Source organism: Azospirillum brasilense (assembly GCF_022023855.1).
GTDB lineage: Bacteria > Pseudomonadota > Alphaproteobacteria > Azospirillales > Azospirillaceae > Azospirillum > Azospirillum brasilense_F.
On record NZ_CP059450.1, the window covers coordinates 369,369 to 387,767 of the forward strand.

Consider the following 18,399-nt stretch of genomic DNA (forward strand, 5'->3'; position numbering starts at 1 on the left):
GAAGGGCAGCGCCGGTTGGCATCACTTGTAGCCGAGCTTGCGCAGGGCCGGCTCATCGAGGGCCTGCGCCCGCGTCAGAGTGTTCCCACTGACGACGATCCGAATATGGGTCTGGATGTCCTTCAGGACGCCCACATAGGCACCGTTGCCGATCCCATTGGAGAAATCGGTGCGCTGCTGGCCCGTGATGTTCAGGCTTTTCGCGCCGTTCGGGTCGATGAACAGGTTGTAGAGCTTCAGCGCGCCCCGCTGGTCGACGCCCTTGCGCGTGATCGACAGGAACTCGACGTTCTCGTCGGTTTGCTCCGTTTTGGCGTAGGCGTGCAGCAGAAGCGTCAGCTTGCTGCTTTTCAGGATGTCGTCGATGTCCTTGCCTTCGAAGGGGTTCACGAATTGGCCGCCATTGGTTTGCTGCGCCGCCTTTGCAGCGGCCTTGCGCTGCTTTTCATGGGCCGCCTCGTCCTTGGCCAAGCGGGTCTTGATGTCCTTGTGGTCCTTGTCGATGGCGTCCTCGAGGGACTTCACCAGCTTTGCCGTGACGCCCGGCACCGCCTTGGTAGCGGCCAGGGCCCTTTTCGCCACCGCGTCCTTCGGGTTCGCCTTCGCCAGGGCGCCGAGATCCTTGGAGGCTGCGGCTGCCAGCGTGTTGAGCATCTTCATCTTGCGGAACACGCGGGCGATGGCGTTGTCCACCTCGCTTTCATAGACGTGGATGGTGTCCTCGTCCAACGGCTCAGGCTTGGTGAGGGCGAGCAGCATCACCTTGTGCCACGTGATCGAGTTGAACGCCTTCTCCGCGTCAGCCATCCCGGCCAGCAGATCCGCGCATTCCTGCCGGGTCCGGTACGTCCCCAGGCTGGCCGTCGCCACGCGCGGAATGAGTTCGTCCGGGTATCCGATGATCTTCATAGCCTGCTCCTCCCTGCCGGTTAGTGGCGGGAAGCCTGCCGAAGCGGCTTGGGCGGAGCAATTCGAGATCGGTCGGAATGACGGGAGACTCCGGCGCGATCTGCACCTTTGCGGACCGATCCCGCGGCGGGGTCGCTTCCCCTCGCCGCGGGACGGTACCGCGTCACTGTGGCGGGATGCGCAGGACCTGACCGGGATAGATTTTGTTCGGGTCCTTCAGCATCGGCTTGTTCGCCTCGAAGATGGCATTGTAGCGGTTGGGGTCGCCGTAGACCTTCTTGGCGATGGCGGACAGGGTGTCGCCCTTCTCCACCGTGTGGAACCGGGTCTGGCTGGCCGGTTGCTCGGTCGGCGGCACGGTCGGCTGGTCCGGGCCGCCCGCGCCTTGGTCCTTGGCGATGACGGCGGTCTGGTCGTCCACCCGCGACACGCCCTTCACGTTGCCGAGCGCTACCGCGATCTTCTCCTTCTCCTCCTGAGAGGCGGCGCTGCCGCGCACGGTCACCGTGTCGTCGGCGACCTGGATGTCCAGCCCGTTGGTCGGCAGGCCGACCTGCGTCAGGTGGGATTTCAGCTCGTCGGCGGTCGGGGTGTCCGCGGCACCGACCTTTTCGCCATGGTCGCGGCGGAAGAAATCGAACAGGCCCATCATGTCCTCCCTCGGTTGTCGCCTTGGTGAAGCGATCCCGGACAACATCGCTGCGGCTCGCTGGTTTCACGCGCGGAGGAGGGGGGTAGGAACGCCGGGCTTAGCAGGTGCGTTCGACTTCCCAAATAAGGCCATGGAGCCCAGATAACGTCATAGAGAATCACGCCGAAAGGGGAGAGGATCATACCGCCCCCTGCGCAAAGGAGCCGCCGATGAACCCGTCCGACGATTGGCGGATTCCGCCGCAATTCCAGCCCGACCCGGATGATCTGGCCTATGATCTGGACCGGGCGCTGTCCGCCGTGGTCGGGCTGCGGGCCAGCGTTCCCGAAGATGCCTACACCGCCGGCGTGCTGGGCACGGAGCGCGCCGGGCAGGGCGCCGTCATCCGCGAGGATGGGCTGGTCCTGACCATCGGCTATCTGATCGCGGAGGCTGAGGATGTCTGGCTGACCACCAACGATGGACGGGCGGTGCAGGCGCATGTCGTCGCCTACGACCACACCAGCGGATTCGGGCTGGTGCAGGCGCTGTCGCCGCTGGGCGTGCCGGCGCTGATGCTCGGCTCGTCGCGCCATGTGCAGTTGGGCGACCCGGTGGTGGTGGCCGGGGCCGGCGGGCGCGAACGATCCATCACCGCGCGGGTGGTCGCCCGGCAGGAGTTCGCCGGTTACTGGGAATACATGATCGACGACGCTCTGTTCACCCTGCCGGCGCATCCGAACTGGGGCGGCACGGCGATGCTGGGCGCGGGGGGCGAGCTGCTGGGCATCGGTTCACTCCAGCTCCAGTACCGGGCGCCGGAGGAGCGCGTCCTGCCGCTGAACATGAACGTGCCGATCGACCTGCTGAAGCCGATCCTGGACGACCTGATGACCCGCGGAAAGGTTGCCGGCCCGCCGCGCCCTTGGCTCGGCCTCTACGCCACGCAGGACGAGCGGGAGCGGGTGGTGCTGGTCGGGCTGGCCGGCGACGGGCCGGCGCAGCGGGCGGAGCTGCGGGCCGGCGACGTGGTGCGCGCGGTGGCCGGGCAGCCGGTGGGCTCTCTGGCCGACTTCTACCGCGCCCTGTGGAATCTCGGCCCGGCGGGGGTGGACGTGCCGCTGACCATGGAGCGGGAGGGCGACGTGTTCGACATGCGCGTCGGCTCCAGCGACCGCGAGCGCTTTCTGAAGGCGGCGCGGCGGCACTGACACGCCCGTTCTTGCGGCGATTTTGTGCGACACTGGCGCCTCAGAACCAAGAAGACGGGTTGGAGAGCGCTTTTATGGACGACTTGATGAAGGGGGAACCGGCCTCCGGCTTTCAGAACCTGCTCGGCTACACGCTGGTGCGCTGGGAGGAAGGCGTGGCGGAGGTGGAGTTGACCATCGCTCCGCAGCACCGCAACCGGGGCGGCGTCCTCCATGGCGGTGCGCTGATGACCCTGCTCGATACCGTCATGGGATTCGCGGCGACCCACTGCGCGGTGCCCGGCCATTCCCGCCGGGTGGTCACGCTGTCGCTGTCGTCCAGCTTCCTGGGTGCCGTGGCAGAGGGCACGGTGGTGGCCCGCGGTACGCTGCTGGGCGGCGGACGCAAGATCGTCGGCTGCCGGGGCGAGGTGCGGCGCAAGAACGACGGCGCGCTTCTGGCGTCCGCCGAGGGAATGTTCAAATATGCCCCCGGAAGCGAAAATCCGGAGGGAACGCCCCGATGACCAACACGAACGATAAGAAGACTGGCTTGGACATCGCGCAGGACGGCCGTGTCCTGCGCCTGACCATCAACGACCCGGCCACCCGCAACTCGATCGGCCCGGCGCTGATGGAGGCGGCCCGCGCGGCCTTCGACGCGGCGGCGGCGGACGCGAGCGTCGGGGCGGTGGTGCTGACCGGCGCCGAGGGGGCCTTCTGCTCCGGCGGCAATCTGAAATGGCTGAAGGAGGCGCGCGGCGGCGACCGCGAGTCGGTGCGGGCGGGGGTGGAGAGCTTCCACGCCATGATCCGCAGCCTGCGCGCCTGCCCCAAGCCGGTGATCGCCGCGGTCGAGGGGCCGGCGGGCGGGGCGGGCTTCCCGCTGGCGCTGGCCTGCGACCTGATCGTCGCGGCGGAGGACGCGGTCTTCACCCTGTCCTACATCAAGGTCGCGCTGACGTCGGACGGCGGCGGCACGGCGTCGCTGGCCCGCGCGCTGCCGCCGCAGCTCGCCGCCGAGATCCTGTTCGAGGGCGGACGCGTGGCGGCGCCGCGTCTGGCGCAGCTCGGCATGATCAACCGGCTGACCGCCCCCGGCGGCGCGCTGGCCGATGCGACCGCCTGGGCGGAGCGGCTGGCCGACGGCCCGACGGCGGCGCTGGGCCGCGCCAAGGGGCTGCTGGAGGTGGCTTACGGCGGGCTGGCGGAACAGCTCGACCGCGAACGCGATGCCTTCGTGGAGTCGCTGTTCAACGACGAGGCCGGGGAGGGCGTGACGGCCTTCTTCGAGAAGCGGGCGCCGGTGTTTCCGAAGGGGTGAATGGTCGCATAAGGGGCCCCCTCCCTGACCCTCCCCCGCTGCGCAGGGGAGGGGACTAGACTCCCTCCCCCGCCCAGCGGGGGAGGGCCGGGGTGGGGGTCCGTGCCGCGGCGTCAGGCCCCCTTCCACTCTGTGTGGACCATGCCCGGACGGTCGGTGCGCTCATAGCCGTGGGCGCCGAAATAGTCGCGCTGGGCCTGGATCATGTTGGCCCACAGCCGGCCGCTGCGGTAGCCGTCCCAGTAGGACAGCGCCGAGGCCATCGCCGGAACCGGCACCGCGGCCAGCGTCGCGGCGGCCACCACGCGGCGGAAGCCGGCGTCGCTGCGGGTCATCAGGCCGGCGATGTCGGGGTCCAGCATCAGGTTCGGCAGTTCCGGCGCACGGTTCAGCGCGGTCAGGATGCGGTCGAGCAGGCGGGCGCGGATGATGCAGCCGCCGCGCCAGATGCGCGCCACCGCCGCCAGATCGACGTCCCAGCCGAACTGACGGCTGCCCGCCGCGATCACCGCGAAGCCCTGGGCGTAGACCGCGATCCGCCCGCTGAGCAGGGCGTCGCCGACCGACGCGACCAGATCCTCCGTGGAGGGAGCGTGCGGGATGGCCAGCGCCTCGGCGGCGCGCACGCGCTCGTCCTTCAGGGCGGACAGGCAGCGGGCGTGCACCGCCTCGGCGATGGTCGGGGCGGGCATGCCCAGCTCCAGCGCGGTGGTGGCCGCCCAATGGCCGGTGCCCTTCTGGCCGGCGGCGTCGCGGATGACCTCCAGGATCGGGGCGCCGGTCTCGCCGTCCTTGGTGCGCAGAATGTCGGTGGTGATCTCCATCAGGTAGGAGGCCAGCTCCCCGCCGTTCCACTCCGCGAAGATATCCGCCAGACGCTCGTAGGAGCAGCCGCCGATCTCGCGCAGAAGATGATACGCCTCGGCGATGAGCTGCATGTCGGCGTATTCGATGCCGTTGTGGATCATCTTGACGAAATGGCCCGCCCCCTCCGGCCCGACGCGGGCGAAGCAGGACTCGCCGTCCGGGGCGCGGGCCGCGATGGCGGCCAGCAGCGGGGCGACGGGGGCCAGCGCCTCGGCGTCGCCGCCGGCCATCAGGGCGGGACCGCGCCGCGCCCCCTCCTCGCCACCCGACACGCCCAGCCCGACGAAGCGCACGCCCGCCGCGGCGGCGAGCGCCGCGCGGCGGTTGGTGTCGCGGAAGTGGGAATTGCCGCCATCGATCAGCACGTCGCCCGGCGACAGGCGGGGCAGCAGGGCGGCCGTCAGCTCGTCCACCGGGGCGCCGGCGGGCACCATCATCAGGATCGTCCGCGGCGCTTTGAGCGCGCCCAGCAGTTCCTCCACCGACGCGCAGGGGATGGCGTTGCCCACCTGGGCGGCGAAGGCGCCGCGGCGCCCCTCGTCCAGGTCGTAGCCCGCCACCACGGCCCCGTGGTCGGCCAGATTGGCGGCGAGGTTGCGCCCCATCACGCCCAGGCCGAGGACGGCGATGTCGGCCGAGCCGACGGCGGTGGTTTCCGCCCCGGTCCTGGTCGAGTTGCCCTGCACCATTACGACGAACTCCCGTACATTCTCTTTGATGAAACCCCGCGGCGCGGGGGTCGGCTGCGGTCTCTCAAGTGGTCTCGCGCACCATCAGGCGAAAGCCCAGATCCACGCGGCGCGGATTTTCCCGGCTTTTCGGCGCCCGGTCCGCCATGCCCGCGATCAGCAGGCGGGCCGCCTCCACGCCGATGGCGCGGCGGGGGGTGGCGACGGTGGTCAGCGGCGGGACGGTCCAGGCCGCTCCCGCCAGATCGTTGAAGCCGGCGACGGCCAGCCGCTCCGGCACCGGGACGCCGAGCCGCGCGCATTGGAACAGCGCGCCCTGCGCCAGATCGTCGTTGCACAGGAACAGCGCGTCGGTGTCGGGGTGGGTGGCCAGCGCGCGTTCCAGCAACTCCGCGCCCAGCGCGACCGAGGTGGCGTCCGGCACCATCAGTTCCAAGGCGGGGTCGTGCCGTCCGGCGTCGCGCAGCGCCTGCCGCCAGCCGTCGCAGCGCAGGCGCGTCCGCGGGTCGAGCTGCCCGGCGATCAACCCGATCCGCTGCCGCCCCCGCGCGGCCAGATGCGCGCCGACGGCGTAGCCGGCGTCGAACTGCGAGAAGCCGACCGTCTGCACCGGACAGTCGCCGTGCCCACCTTCGGCCATCAGATCCATGGTGTGGACGACCGGGATCGTGAGGCCGCGCAGCAAATCCCAGGTGCCTGGCGTGTGGTCGAGCCCGCTCAGGATCACCCCGTCCGGATCGTGGGCGAGCTGCGTGCGCAGGACGCGCTCCTCCGCCTCCGGGCCGTAGCCGGTGATGCCGACAAGCGGCTGGTAGCCTTGCGGGCTCAGCGTCTCCTGTACGCCGGCCAGCAGGTCGATGAAGACGGCGTTGGTCAGCGAGGGGATCAGCACCGCCACCGTCATCGTCCGCGCCGAGGCCAGTGCCGATGCCACGCGGCTGGGCACGAAGCCCAGGCGGCGGCTCGCCTCCTCGACGCGTGCGCGCACCTCCTCGCTGACCGTGTCGGGCCGGCGCAGGGCGCGGGACACGGTCATGGCGCTGACCCCGGCGGCGGCGGCGACGTCGGCCATGGTGGCGCGCCCGCTGCGCGAGGATCGGGGTTTGCGGGGGGTGGCGGTCATCAGCGTTCCAGTTGTCCGGCGGCCATTATCCCGCGCTGGAATGGGCTTTACAAGCCTCGTTTGTTAGCGGTAACATGCGCATCTCTCCCCAGCCATTTTGTTTCGAGGACCGACCGGCATGAGCGCTCTTCCGTCTCCCGATGTTACCGCTAACATAAGCGGGGCCGTGGACGCGATCGTGGTGATGGGCGTGGCGGGCTGCGGCAAGACCTCGGTAGGAGAGGAACTGGCCCGGCGGCTCGGCTGGCAGTTCCTGGAGGGCGACGGCTTCCACCCGCCGGAGAACATCGCGAAGATGTCCGCCGGCATCCCGCTTCAGGACGAGGACCGCTGGGGCTGGCTGGACACCATCGCCGCCCACATCGCGCTGGCGCGGGAGGCGAAGGCGCCGATCGTGGTGTCCTGCTCCGCGCTGAAGCGGCGCTACCGCGACCGGCTGAGCGCCGGCGGGACGCGCGTTCTGTTCGTTCATCTCGACGGCAGCCGGGACACCATCCACGCCCGCATGGCGCTGCGCGCCGGTCATTTCATGCCGACCACCCTGCTCGACAGCCAGTTCGCCGCTCTGGAGCCGCTGGAGGCCGGAGAACTCGGCATCGTCTGCGACATCGACGCCAGCCCGGCCGAGATCGCCGCCCGCGTCTCCTCCCGGATCGCTCTCGCCGCCTGAACAATCCGCCGTCTGGAAGGACCGCGCCATGAGTCTTCATCCCGTCCTCGACGCCGTCACCCGCCGCATCCGGGAGCGCAGCCGCGCCACCCGTGCCACCTATCTGGAGCGTCTGCGCGCCGCCGTGGCGCAGGGGCCGCGCCGTCTGGCGCTGGGCTGCGCCAACCGGGCGCACGGCTTCGCCGGCTGCACCGCGGCGGAGGACAAGGCGGCGCTGCGCGGCGGCTCCATGCCGGCCATCGGCATCGTCACCTCTTACAACGACATGCTGTCCGCCCATCAACCCTACGGCGACTATCCGGAGCGGCTCAAGGCGGCGGTGCGTGCGGCGGGCGGCGTGGCGCAGGTGGCGGGCGGCGTCCCGGCCATGTGCGACGGTATCACCCAGGGCGAGCCGGGGATGGAGCTGTCGCTGTTCTCCCGCGAGGTGATCGCCATGGGGACGGCGGTCGCCCTGTCGCACGGCACCTTCGACGGGGTGCTGTGCCTCGGCGTCTGCGACAAGATCGTTCCGGGACTGCTGATCGGCGCGCTGGCGTTCGGCCATCTGCCCACCGTCTTCGTGCCCGCCGGGCCGATGCCCTCCGGCCTGCCCAACAAGGAGAAGGGGCGCATCCGCCAGCAATACGCGGAGGGCAAGCTGGACAAGGAGGCGCTGCTGGAGGCGGAGGCCGCGTCCTACCACGCGCCGGGCACCTGCACCTTCTACGGCACCGCCAACTCGAACCAGATGCTGGTCGAGATGATGGGGCTGCATCTTCCGGGATCGAGCTTCGCCAACCCCGGCACGGCGCTGCGCGACGCGCTGACCGACGCGGCGGCGCGGCGGGTGATCGCCCTGCGCACGCCCATCGGCGAGATCGTCGACGAGCGCGCCGTCGTCAACGCGGTGGTCGGGCTGCTGGCGACCGGCGGCTCGACCAACCACACGCTGCATCTGCCGGCCATCGCGGCGGCGGCGGGGATCGCCCTGACCTGGGAGGACTTCGCCGAGCTGTCGGCGGTGGTGCCGCTGCTCGCCCGCGTCTACCCGAACGGCAGCGCCGACGTGAACCACTTCGAAGCGGCGGGCGGCATGGCCTTCCTGATCGGGGAACTGGCCGACGCCGGGCTGCTGCACGGCGACGCCGCCACGGTGTGGGAGGACGACAGCATCGCCGCCTACCGCCGCCCGCTGCGGCTGGAGGGGGGTGAGCTGGTGCGCGGCGCGGCGGTCCGGGAGAGCGCCGATCCCGCCGTGCTGGCGCCGGTCGCATCGCCCATGGCGGCCGAGGGGGGCTTGCGCGTGCTGAGCGGGCCTCTGGGCCGCGCGGTGGTGAAGGTCTCCGCCGTGAAGCCGGACCATCGTGTGATCGAGGCGCCGGCCCGCGTCTTCACCGACCAGGAATCGGTGCAGGCGGCGTTCCGCCGCGGCGAGTTGCACCGCGACGTGGTCGTGGTGGTGCGCTTCCAGGGACCGAAGGCCAACGGCATGCCGGAGCTGCACAAGCTGACGCCGCCGCTGGGTGTGCTTCAGGATCTCGGCTACCGGGTTGCTCTGGTGACGGACGGCCGGATGTCGGGGGCGTCGGGCAAGGTCCCAGCGGCGATCCACGTCACGCCGGAGGCCGCGGCTGGCGGTCCGCTGGGGCGGGTGCGGGATGGCGACATGCTGCGGCTGGACACCGAGCGCGGCACGCTGGAGGTGCTAGTGGACGACGCGGATTGGACCGCGCGCCCGTTGGCGGACGCGCCGGCGGATGCCGGTGTCGGCTGCGGGCGGGAGCTGTTCGGTGTGTTCCGCCGGGCGGTCGGCAGCGCGGAGGCCGGGGCGTCGGTGTTCGGGTGAGGGGCAATCCCCTCGCCCCGAAGGGCGAGGGGAGGCCGATCACTTCACGGTCAGCTCATAGGTGCCCATCGTCCCGTACACGGCCACCGACGTGCTGCCCGCCGGGACCATGACGGTGCCGACGTGCGATCCGGTGGTCACCACGTCGCCGGCCTTCAGGCCGCCCAGGCTTACCGCGCCGGTGTTGGCCATCCACACCAGAAGCCGCACCGGCTCGCCCGCCGAGTTGCCGGCGACCGTATCGGCCTTCGTCTCGTCATCGACGACCAGGGCCACCCGCTCCTTCAGCGGCTCCAGCGAGCGCCAGTCGGCGATGGCCGGGCCGACGACCAGGGCGCCATGGTTGAACTGGTCGGCCATGTGGCTGAACCAGTCCTGCGAGCCGAAACCGGCGAAGCGCGTGTCGACGATCTCGAAGGCGGGATGGACCGACTCGACAGCGTCAAGGACCTCTTCGCGGCTGTAGGGCTCGGTGCGGGGCGGCAGGTCCTTGGCGAATTTGTAGGCGATCTCCGCCTCCATGCCGATGACCTGATAGTCCGCGGCGGGAAGCGTCGTGGTGTCGAAGAACAGCGTGTCGGCGTGGATGGGGGCGCGGAACGGCTCCGTGTCCGGGGTGCGGGCGCCGACCTTCCAGGCGACCACCGGGCCGAGGCGGCGGGCCACGGCGTCCTGGATGGCGTAGGCCTCGGCCTCGCTGGTGGGGCGGGTCGGCAGGGCGGACAGCCAGTCGCGGCTTTTCCGCGCCTGGATCAGGGCGTCAACGGAATCGCTGAATGCGGAGTCGTTCATTATCTTCGGGCCTTCGCTTTTCTTCGGTTATTGGTGCTTATCGGGTTGGACTCTCATGGCGCCGCAGGACTCGCGGATGACCAGCCGGGCGGGCAGGATCACGCGCTCCGGCGCGCCCTGCGGGTCGGCGATGCGTCGCAGCAGCAGGCGGGCGGCTTCCTGCCCGATCTGGCGGGCGGAGGTCGCGACGGTGGTCAGGGCGGGGCGGCTTATCGCCGCTTCGGTCAGGTCGTCGAAACCAGTCACCGCGACGTCCCGTCCCGCCCGCAGACCGCGGGCCTCCAGCCCCAGCATCGCGCCGAACGCAACCAGATCGTTGTAACAAAGCATCGCGGTGGGCGGGTCGGCAAGGTCCATCAGCGGCCCCACCGCGTCCAGCCCGCCGCGGCGGGTGGCCGGGCAGCGCACGACAAGGTCCGGGGTCAGGCCGTGGCGGCGCAGTGCCGCGGCGAAGCCGACACGGCGCCCGGCGAAGGCGGAGTGGGACAGGTTGCCGCCGACGAAGGCGATGCGGCGATGGCCGTTCCGCAGCAGATGCTCGGTCATCATCTCCATGCCGAACTCGTAATCCACTCCGGCGTAATCGCCTTCGCGGGCTGAGAGGAAGCGCAGCGCCTGGACGACGGGAAGCTGCCACTGGCGCAGCCGGTCCAACAGGGCCGGCGCGGTGCCGGCGGCGGGGCAGAGGATCACCCCGTCCACGTTCTGCTCGCGCATGCGCTGGAGGTAGCGGTCCTGCCGCTCCCCCGATTCGGCGGTGTTGGCGAGGAAGGCGACGACCCCTTGCTCACCCAGGACGTCATCCACCCCGGCGGTCAGCTCGCCGTAGAAGGAGTTGTTGATTTCGCAGACGAGCAGCCCGACGGTGTCGGTGCGGGCGGCGCGCAAGGTCGCGGCGCCGCGGTTGTAGACGTAGCCCAACGCCGCGATGGCGGCCTGCACGCGCTCCCGCGTCTCGGCGGCGACCAGCGGGCTGCCGCGCAGGACGAGCGAGACGGTGGACCGCGACACCCCGGCGTGGTGTGCCACCTCCGTGAGGGTGATGCGGGCCGGTCCGCCGCGCTCGTCGAGGATGGTCATTCACGCCGCCATTCAGACGACGGCGGTCGGCAGCGGCTGACCGGCGAAGAAGGCGGACAGGTTCGTCAGCACCAGATTGCCCATGGCCATCCGCGTCTCCACCGTGGCGCTCGCCTGATGCGGCTGAAGGACCACATTGTCCAGACCGAACAGGGCTTCGGGCGCGTGCGGCTCGTTGGCGAAGACGTCCAGCGCGGCCCCGCCGAGGCGACCGTCGGTCAGCGCGGCGACCAGCTCCGGCTCGTCCACCACGGCGCCGCGGGCGACGTTGACCAGCAGCCCGTCCGGTCCCAGCGCCTCGATCACCGCACGGTTGACCATGTTGCGGGCGTCCGGCCCGGCCGAGGCGGCGACGATCAGGATGTCGCTCTCCCGCGCCAGATCGACCGGGGAGGCGACGAAGCGGTAGGACACGTCGCTGCGCGGCTTGCGGTTGGTGTAGGCGATGTCCATGCCGAATCCAGCGGCGCGCTGGGCGATGGCCATGCCGATGCGGCCCAGCCCCAGGATGCCCAGCCGCTTGCCGGTCACCTTGCGGGCCAGCGGCAGGCCGCCGCCCGGCCAGCGCCCGGCGCGCACGAAGCGGTCGCCGACCATCATGCGGCGCGACCCGGCGATCATCAGCCCGATGGCGAGATCGGCCACGTCGTCGGTCAGCACGTCGGGCGTGTTTGTGACGCGGACGCCGCGGCCGGCCGCGTGCTTCAGGTCCACCGCGTCGGTGCCGACGCCGTTGATCGCGACGATCCCCAGGCTGGGGCAGGCGTCCATGATCGTGTTGCTGACGCCCGTGCCGCCGCCGGTGACGACGGCGCGGACGCGCGGCCCCACCTCCGCGACCAGCCGGTCACGGTCGGGCGCCCCGGCGAGGCGGTGGACGGTGTAGCCCGCGTCCAGCGCCGCCTCGATGTCCGGCATCATGGATTCGACGAGGAGGATCTCCGGCTTCATCAAAAGCGTCCTTCGTGGAGTGGGCTCAGTGGGTGAGGATCTGGCCAAGGAAGTTGCGGGTCCGCTCGGACTTCGGATTCGTGAAGAACTCGGCCGGAGTGGCCTGCTCGACGATCTCGCCGCGGTCCATGAAGATGACGCGGTCGGCGACCGATTTGGCGAAGCCCATCTCGTGCGTCACACAGAGCATGGTCATGCCGTCCTCGGCCAGCCCGATCATGGTGTCGAGGACCTCCTTGACCATCTCGGGGTCGAGCGCGGAGGTAGGCTCGTCGAACAGCATGACCTTGGGGTTCATGCACAGCGACCGCGCGATGGCGACGCGCTGCTGTTGCCCGCCGGAGAGCTGGCCCGGATACTTGTCCGCCTGCTCCGGGATGCGCACGCGGGCCAAATACTTCATGGCGATGTCGCGCGCCTCCTGCTTGGAGGTGCCGCGCACCCTCATGGGCGCCAGCATGCAGTTCTCGACCACGGTCAGGTGCGGGAACAGGTTGAACTGCTGGAACACCATGCCGACGTCGCGCCGCACCTGATCGAGGTGGCGGTGGTGGGCGTCGATCGTGACGCCGTTGACGGTGATGGTGCCCTTCTGATGCTTCTCAAGCTGGTTGATGCAGCGGATCAGCGTAGACTTGCCGGAACCCGAGGGGCCGCAGATGACGATCCGCTCGCCCTTGCGGACTTCCAGCTCGATATCCTTCAGCACATGGAAGCTGTCGTACCATTTCTGGACGCCGGCCATCCGGATGACGACCTCGCCGCTGACCGGCCGCGGCGCGGGGACGTCCGTGGTATCGTAAGCCGAGGCCATGAGGGACTTCTCCTTTTTCCAAACCCTCTCCCCTCCGGGGAGAGGGGAGAGGGGATGTGGGACGTTACGACTTGGTCAGCGGGGGCAGGTCGGTGCCCAGCCACTTCTTGTGGACCTCGTTCAGCTCGCCGTTCGACTTCGCGGTCTCGATGAACTCGTTGACCCATTTCAGCAGGGCGTCCTGGCCCTTGCGCATGGCGATGCCCTGGACTTGGCGGTTCAGCACGAACTTCATCTCGTAGTTGGCCTGCGGGGCCAGCTTCTTGATCTCCTTGGTGACCACATTGCTGAGGCCCAGCGCGTCCACCTGACCGGACAGCATGGCCTGCACGGCGCTGGCGTCGTCGTCGAAGCGCATGATGCGCGCGTCCTTCGGAGCAACGGCGGTCAGGGCGTTGTCCTGGGTGCTGGCGCGGGCGACGCCGACGCGCTTGCCGGACAGCTCCGCGGCCTCCTTGATCTTGGTGTTGGCCGGGGCGACCAGACCGATCTCGATGGCGGCGTAGGGCTCGGAGAACTGCACCTGCTCGGCGCGGGCCGGGGTGATGCCCAGCGAGGCGACCAGCAGGTCGACCTTGTTGGTCAGCAGGTAGGGGATGCGGTTCGGGCCGGTGACCGGAACGATCTCCACCGGGACGCCCATGTGCTTGCCCAGCAGCTTGGCGACGTCGGCGTCGTAGCCGTCCGGCTTGCCGTCGGCGGTGGTGATGCCGAAGGGCGGGAAGTCCACCAGCATGCCGATGGTCAGCTTGCCCTTCGACTTGATCTCGTCGACGGTCTGGGCGGTGGCCGGAGCGGCGAGGGCGACGACGGCGGCCATCATGGCGCCGGCGACGGCGAGGCGGCGGGTGATCGACAGGCTCATTTGGGGTTTCCTCACGGTTCTTATGAAAGGGGAGTATCAGCGGGTGGCGAGGGCGTAGCGCCGCTCCAGACGGGCGCTGAGCAGCGACAGCGGCCAGCACATCAGGAAGTAGAGCACCGCCACGATCCCGAACACCAGGAAGGGCTGGAAGGTGGCGTTGTTGACGATCTGCCCGGCGCGGGTCAGCTCGGTGAAGCCGATGATGGCGGCCAGCGACGTGCTCTTGATGAGCTGCACCAGGAAGCCCACGGTCGGCGGCACCGCGACCTTCACCGCCTGCGGCAGGATCACGTAGCGCATCAGCCCCGGATAGCGCAGGCCGAGCGCCGAGGCGGCCTCCCACTGGCCGCGCGGCACCGCCTGGATGCAGCCCCGCCAGATCTCGCCGAGGAAGGCGCTGGCGTTCAGCGTCAGGCCCAGCGCGGCGGCGGCCCAGGGGTTAAGGTCGAGCCCCATCACCGTGGCGCCGAAGAAGACCAGGAAGAGCTGCATCAGCAGCGGCGTGCCCTGGAACAGCTGGATGTAGCCGGTGGCGGCCAGCCGCACCGCCTTGATGTCCGAGGTGCGGGCCAGCGCGATGACCAGCCCGACCGTGGCCCCGCCGACGAAGGCGATAGCCGACAGCGCCAGCGTCCATTGCACGGCGCTGAGGAGGAAGAGGAACTCGTTGTAACTGAAGGCGCGGATCATGGTTCGGCCCTCCCTCAGCGCCGGTCGGTGTCGTAGGCGAAGGCCAGCTTGTAGATGCCGGCGAACAGCGCGGAGAACATCATCGCCAGCACCAGATAGATGCCGGTGACCACGATGTAGATTTCGAAGCTGCGGAAGGTCTGCGACTGGATGTTGTTGGCGACCGAGGTCAGTTCGTCCGCCGAGATCGCCGAAACCACGCTGGAGCTGAGCATCAGCAGGATGAACTGGCTGGTCAGCGCGGGGTAGACGGTGCGCAGCGCCGGCTTGATGACGATGTAGCGGAAGACCTGCAAGGGTCTCAGCCCCAGCGCCAGCCCGGCTTCGATCTGGCCCTTTTGGATCGATTCGATGCCGGCCCGGATGATCTCCGTCGCGTAGGCGCCGACATTGACCACCATGGCGATCAGCGCGGCGAGGTCGGGCGACAGGCGGATGCCCATGGTCGGCAGGCCGAAGAAGATCAGGAAGATCTGCACCAGGAAGGGCGTGTTGCGCACCACTTCAATGTAGGCGTTGATGATCCAGCGGACCGGTTTCGGCCCGGACGTCTTGCCGAGCGCGCAGAGGATGGCGACGATCAGGCCGAGAACCATGGCGCCGATCGACAGCTGCACAGTCAGCCAGGCGCCCTGGAGCAGATAGTCCCAGGAATCGATGACCGCCTTGAAATCGAAGGTGTAGTTCACGGGCTTTTCCTCCGCATCCGGACCGGTCGCATCCGGACCAGGGCGCTGCGCGCGTTCGGTGAGCGGTCCCTTGTGCGGGATTCTCGTTGTCGGCCTCTCGTCGTCCGGCGGGCCGTGGCGATGCCTCCGGCGCCGGATGTTGGGTGGAGCCTATTTGGATCGATCTAAATACGCAAGACGCAAAACGCAGCGCTGCGAAAATTTAATTCGTGCAGCCAACAATCATGCCGCGAATTCCCTGTGGTGATACTAAACCGCGATGGTGCGTCCACGAACGGACGCTTGCGCCGCGCTGCGTCTTGACGATGATCAAGGTGCATGAGAACCGCGCACCGGACTATCCGGGATGATATGACGCGGTGCCGCCCCGCAAGGGCGGCCCCGAAGGGAGAAGGATTGTCGCATGGACTGCTTCGCCGGCCCCGGCCCCGCCGCCCCCATCCCGCTGGACGAGGCGCTGGCCCGCGTGCAACGGACCTACGGCGCGGTGACGGAGCCCGAGGAGGTGCCGTTACGCGCCGCGCTCGGCCGCATCCTGGCGGAACCGGTGACGGCGACGGTGAACGTGCCGCCGGTCGCCGTCTCGGCGATGGACGGCTGGGGATTCGGCACGGCGGACGCTGCCGCGGAGGACGATTTCCGGCGGCTGGCCGTGGTGGGGCGCGTGCCCGCGGGCTCCGTCTTCCCCGGTACGGTCGGGCCGGGTGAGGCGGTACGCATCTTCACCGGCGCGCCGATTCCGGCGGGGGTGGACACCGTGGCCATGCAGGAGGACTGCCGGGCCGAGGACGGTGCGGTGCTGGTGCCCGCCACCCTCAAGCGCGGCGCCAACATCCGCGACGCCGGTGAGGATATGACGGCTGGGTCGGTCGTGCTGACTCCCGGCCTGCGGCTGCGCGCCCAGGAGGTCGGCTTGGCCGCCGCGGTCGGGCGGTCGAGCCTGTCGGTGCGCAAGCGTCTGCGCGTCGTCCTGTTCTCAACCGGCGACGAACTGCGCGAGCCGGGGACGGACAAGCCGGAGGGCACGATCTACGATGCCAACCGCTACACGCTGGCCGCCCAGCTCGACGCGCTGGGGGCGGATGTGCGCGACCTCGGCATCCTGCCCGACAAGCCGGACGTGACCCGCGCCGCCCTCGCCGACGCCGCGGCGACCGCCGATCTTGTCGTCACCTCCGGCGGCGCGTCGGTGGGGGAGGAGGATCATGTGAAGGCGGTGGTCGGCGAGCTTGGCTCTGTCGATTTGTGGAAGCTCGCGCTGAAGCCGGGCAAGCCGCTGGCGCTCGGCCGCATCGGCGCCACGCCGTTCCTCGGCCTGCCGGGCAACCCGGTGTCGGCCATGGTGACCTTCATGCTGGTCGGGCGCCCACTGGTGCTGCGCCTGTCGGGGGCGGAGAGCGCGCCGACCCCGCGCTGCCTCGTCGTCGCCGGTTTCGAGTTCAAGAAGAAGCCGGGGCGCCGCGAGTTTCTGCGCGCCCGTCTGGCGACCGGAGCGGATGGCCGCCCGGTCGCCCACAAGTTTCCCAGTGACAGCTCCGGCGTCCTGACCTCGATGGTCGAGGCGGATGGGCTGGTGGACATGCCGGCGGACGCCACGACGATCCGCGAGGGGGACATGGTGGAGTTCCTGCCCTTCACCGGCCTGTTCGCCTGAGCGCCGGACGCTCCCTCTCCCGGGGGACGGGAGAGGGGGAGAGCCCTTACTTCTTGGGCACGTGGCCGCTGATCTCGGCGTGCAGGGGCTTGGTGTCCTCGAAGGTCTTCTGCTGCTCCGGGGTGGCTTCCTTCTGGTGCTTCGCCTTCCATTCCGAATAGGGCATGCCATAGACGGCGATGCGGGCCTCCTCGTCGGTCAGCGGCACGTTCCGCTCCTTGGCCGCGGCCGCGTACCATTTGGACAGGCAGTTGCGGCAGAAGCCGGCCAGATTCATCAGGTCGATGTTCTGCACGTCGGTGCGCTTCTGGAGATGCGCGACCAGACCGCGGAACGCGGCGGCTTCCAACTCGGTGCGGGTCTTCTCGTCCATTCCAATCCCTCTCAGTTCTGTTCGTTGTGCAGCGTGACGAAGCGGCCATGGTGGTGGAAGCTCTGCGACGAGCCGCCGGCCAGGATCGCCTCGGCCACGGCGTCGCGGTCCTCCACCACGAAGCCGGCCAGCGCGGCGATGCCGTAGCGGAACAGCCGCGGAGTCAGCGGCGTCCCCGGCCCGACCAGGGCGACGCGGGTTCCCTCGGCCACCGACAGCAGGCGGGGCAGGCTGCGGTTGGTCAGGGTGGAGGCGGTGATCGCCGCCCCCTCCGCGCCCGGCAGCAGCCATTCTCCGGCGGCCTCCGGATACTCCCCGTCGCTGGGGTTCATTTCGACCACATGGGCGTTGGGCAGGCGCCGGGCAATCTGCGGGAAGGCCCCGAAGACGACCACGCGCCCCTCCATGCCGGCGAACAGGTCCAGGCCGTTGGCCGAGGAGCCGGTCAGGTCCGGACGGTTGTAGTGGGCGTTCAGCGCGGCCATGCCGACCGCGGCCTCCTGCGGGTCCCAGGAGCGGGCGGCGTAGGCGGCCAGCCCGGCGAGGCCGACGCCGGACCAGCGTGCCGGATCGGGCGGTGGCGCCGACTGCGGGCGGGCGGCCAGTCCGATGCCGGGTCCCCTGGCGCCGTCCGTCTCCACCATGATCCATTTGGCGCCGATGGTGATGGTGCGGACCTCCGCATCCTCCACCCCGTGCAGCAGGTCGTCGTAAAGCCGGTGCGCTCCCCACCAGCGCCACAGCGCGTCCTCGTCCGGCGAGATCAGCGAGGTGAAGCCGCCGGTGAAGCTCTGCCATTCGTTGAGGAAGCGGCTGCCGACGCTGGTCAGCACCGGAATGCCCTCGGCGATGCCGGCCAGCAGCTCGTCCGCCAGCCCTTCACCGTGTGCCTCCAGCCCGGCGAACTTGTTGACCACAAGGAGATCGGCGCGCTCCGCGATGGCGCGGCGCAGCGCCTGGCTGGCCTCGGCCACCCCCTGGGGATCGACGCGGCAGGACTGCGACTGGCGGCCCAGATGCTGGGAGATGTCGTAGGCCTGGCCGGTGGCGACGTCCACCAGCTCCATCAGGTCGGCGCAGTCGCCGGGGGCACCGGTGTTGCGCTGGATCACGCCGCCGACGCGGAAGCCGCGCCGCTGCAATTCCATCACGAACCGGTCGATCATCGCGTCCACGGCGGTGGAGCCGGGGCCATGGACCACCGCGCCGGGACGCAGCGGGGGCGGAACCGCGGGGCGCAGGGTCGGCATGGGGCGGGCT

The 18,399-nt window shown here is 69.9% G+C and carries 19 protein-coding genes; 6 read left to right on the top strand and 13 right to left on the bottom strand.

What is annotated here, in order from left to right:
• Positions 1–21: 21 nt before the first annotated feature.
• A complete protein-coding gene (locus H1Q64_RS15045; RefSeq protein WP_237905984.1) occupies positions 22–909 on the bottom strand; it encodes a hypothetical protein in 888 nt (295 codons plus the stop codon).
• A gap of 163 nt (positions 910–1,072) precedes the next feature.
• On the bottom strand, positions 1,073–1,558 hold the full coding sequence (gene lysM, locus H1Q64_RS15050; protein ID WP_237906510.1) for a peptidoglycan-binding protein LysM: 486 nt from the start codon (positions 1,556–1,558) through the stop codon (positions 1,073–1,075).
• 212 nt (positions 1,559–1,770) lie between these two features.
• Between lysM and H1Q64_RS15055 the strand changes: the two genes are divergently transcribed.
• From H1Q64_RS15055 to H1Q64_RS15065, 3 genes are all read left to right on the top strand, one after another.
• Positions 1,771–2,751 (top strand): S1C family serine protease, encoded by a 981-nt coding sequence (locus tag H1Q64_RS15055; RefSeq protein WP_237905985.1) that lies wholly within the window; start codon positions 1,771–1,773, stop codon positions 2,749–2,751.
• A 74-nt stretch (positions 2,752–2,825) separates the two neighbouring features.
• Positions 2,826–3,257: a PaaI family thioesterase gene (locus H1Q64_RS15060; RefSeq protein WP_237905986.1), complete on the top strand. Its 432-nt coding sequence runs from the start codon at positions 2,826–2,828 to the stop codon at positions 3,255–3,257.
• Positions 3,254–4,054: an oxepin-CoA hydrolase, alternative type gene (locus tag H1Q64_RS15065; protein ID WP_237905987.1), complete on the top strand. Its 801-nt coding sequence runs from the start codon at positions 3,254–3,256 to the stop codon at positions 4,052–4,054. The genes H1Q64_RS15060 and H1Q64_RS15065 overlap by 4 nt, the downstream gene beginning before the upstream one ends.
• A gap of 113 nt (positions 4,055–4,167) precedes the next feature.
• Here H1Q64_RS15065 and gndA read toward each other — a convergent pair whose 3' ends face one another.
• Positions 4,168–5,610, bottom strand: a complete 1,443-nt coding sequence (gene gndA, locus H1Q64_RS15070) for an NADP-dependent phosphogluconate dehydrogenase (protein WP_237905988.1) — start codon at positions 5,608–5,610, stop codon at positions 4,168–4,170.
• A 64-nt stretch (positions 5,611–5,674) separates the two neighbouring features.
• On the bottom strand, positions 5,675–6,733 hold the full coding sequence (locus tag H1Q64_RS15075; protein ID WP_237905989.1) for a LacI family DNA-binding transcriptional regulator: 1,059 nt from the start codon (positions 6,731–6,733) through the stop codon (positions 5,675–5,677).
• A gap of 118 nt (positions 6,734–6,851) precedes the next feature.
• Between H1Q64_RS15075 and H1Q64_RS15080 the strand changes: the two genes are divergently transcribed.
• A complete protein-coding gene (locus H1Q64_RS15080; RefSeq protein ID WP_237905990.1) occupies positions 6,852–7,403 on the top strand; it encodes a gluconokinase in 552 nt (183 codons plus the stop codon).
• Between the two features lie 28 nt (positions 7,404–7,431).
• The gene (edd, locus tag H1Q64_RS15085) at positions 7,432–9,231 is read left to right on the top strand and encodes a phosphogluconate dehydratase (RefSeq protein ID WP_237905991.1); all 1,800 of its coding nucleotides are present in this window, start codon (positions 7,432–7,434) and stop codon (positions 9,229–9,231) included.
• A gap of 39 nt (positions 9,232–9,270) precedes the next feature.
• Here the strand turns inward: edd and H1Q64_RS15090 are convergent, their stop codons facing one another.
• The 7 genes from H1Q64_RS15090 to H1Q64_RS15120 all read right to left on the bottom strand — a co-directional run bounded on the left by H1Q64_RS15090 (position 9,271) and on the right by H1Q64_RS15120 (position 15,112).
• Positions 9,271–10,023: a 2-keto-4-pentenoate hydratase gene (locus H1Q64_RS15090; protein WP_237905992.1), complete on the bottom strand. Its 753-nt coding sequence runs from the start codon at positions 10,021–10,023 to the stop codon at positions 9,271–9,273.
• Positions 10,024–10,050: 27 nt separating this feature from the next.
• Positions 10,051–11,103 (bottom strand): LacI family DNA-binding transcriptional regulator, encoded by a 1,053-nt coding sequence (locus tag H1Q64_RS15095; RefSeq protein ID WP_237905993.1) that lies wholly within the window; start codon positions 11,101–11,103, stop codon positions 10,051–10,053.
• Between the two features lie 12 nt (positions 11,104–11,115).
• Entirely contained in the window at positions 11,116–12,054 is a 939-nt protein-coding gene (locus tag H1Q64_RS15100; RefSeq protein WP_237905994.1) for a 2-hydroxyacid dehydrogenase, read from the bottom strand.
• Positions 12,055–12,079: 25 nt separating this feature from the next.
• On the bottom strand, positions 12,080–12,868 hold the full coding sequence (locus H1Q64_RS15105) for an amino acid ABC transporter ATP-binding protein (protein WP_330874555.1): 789 nt from the start codon (positions 12,866–12,868) through the stop codon (positions 12,080–12,082).
• A 64-nt stretch (positions 12,869–12,932) separates the two neighbouring features.
• Entirely contained in the window at positions 12,933–13,733 is an 801-nt protein-coding gene (locus H1Q64_RS15110; RefSeq protein ID WP_237905995.1) for a transporter substrate-binding domain-containing protein, read from the bottom strand.
• A gap of 36 nt (positions 13,734–13,769) precedes the next feature.
• Entirely contained in the window at positions 13,770–14,423 is a 654-nt protein-coding gene (locus H1Q64_RS15115) for an amino acid ABC transporter permease (RefSeq protein ID WP_137140724.1), read from the bottom strand.
• A 14-nt stretch (positions 14,424–14,437) separates the two neighbouring features.
• A complete protein-coding gene (locus tag H1Q64_RS15120) occupies positions 14,438–15,112 on the bottom strand; it encodes an amino acid ABC transporter permease (protein ID WP_237905996.1) in 675 nt (224 codons plus the stop codon).
• Positions 15,113–15,515: 403 nt separating this feature from the next.
• On the opposite strand from H1Q64_RS15120, the gene glp reads away from it, so the two are divergent.
• Complete coding sequence (glp, locus tag H1Q64_RS15125; RefSeq protein WP_237905997.1) at positions 15,516–16,766, top strand: gephyrin-like molybdotransferase Glp; 1,251 nt, start codon at positions 15,516–15,518, stop codon at positions 16,764–16,766.
• Between the two features lie 46 nt (positions 16,767–16,812).
• Here the strand turns inward: glp and H1Q64_RS15130 are convergent, their stop codons facing one another.
• A complete protein-coding gene (locus tag H1Q64_RS15130) occupies positions 16,813–17,139 on the bottom strand; it encodes a DUF1244 domain-containing protein (protein ID WP_237905998.1) in 327 nt (108 codons plus the stop codon).
• An 11-nt stretch (positions 17,140–17,150) separates the two neighbouring features.
• Positions 17,151–18,389, bottom strand: coding sequence for a DUF2478 domain-containing protein (locus H1Q64_RS15135; protein ID WP_237905999.1), 1,239 nt, complete (start codon positions 18,387–18,389; stop codon positions 17,151–17,153).
• Positions 18,390–18,399 lie beyond the last annotated feature (10 nt).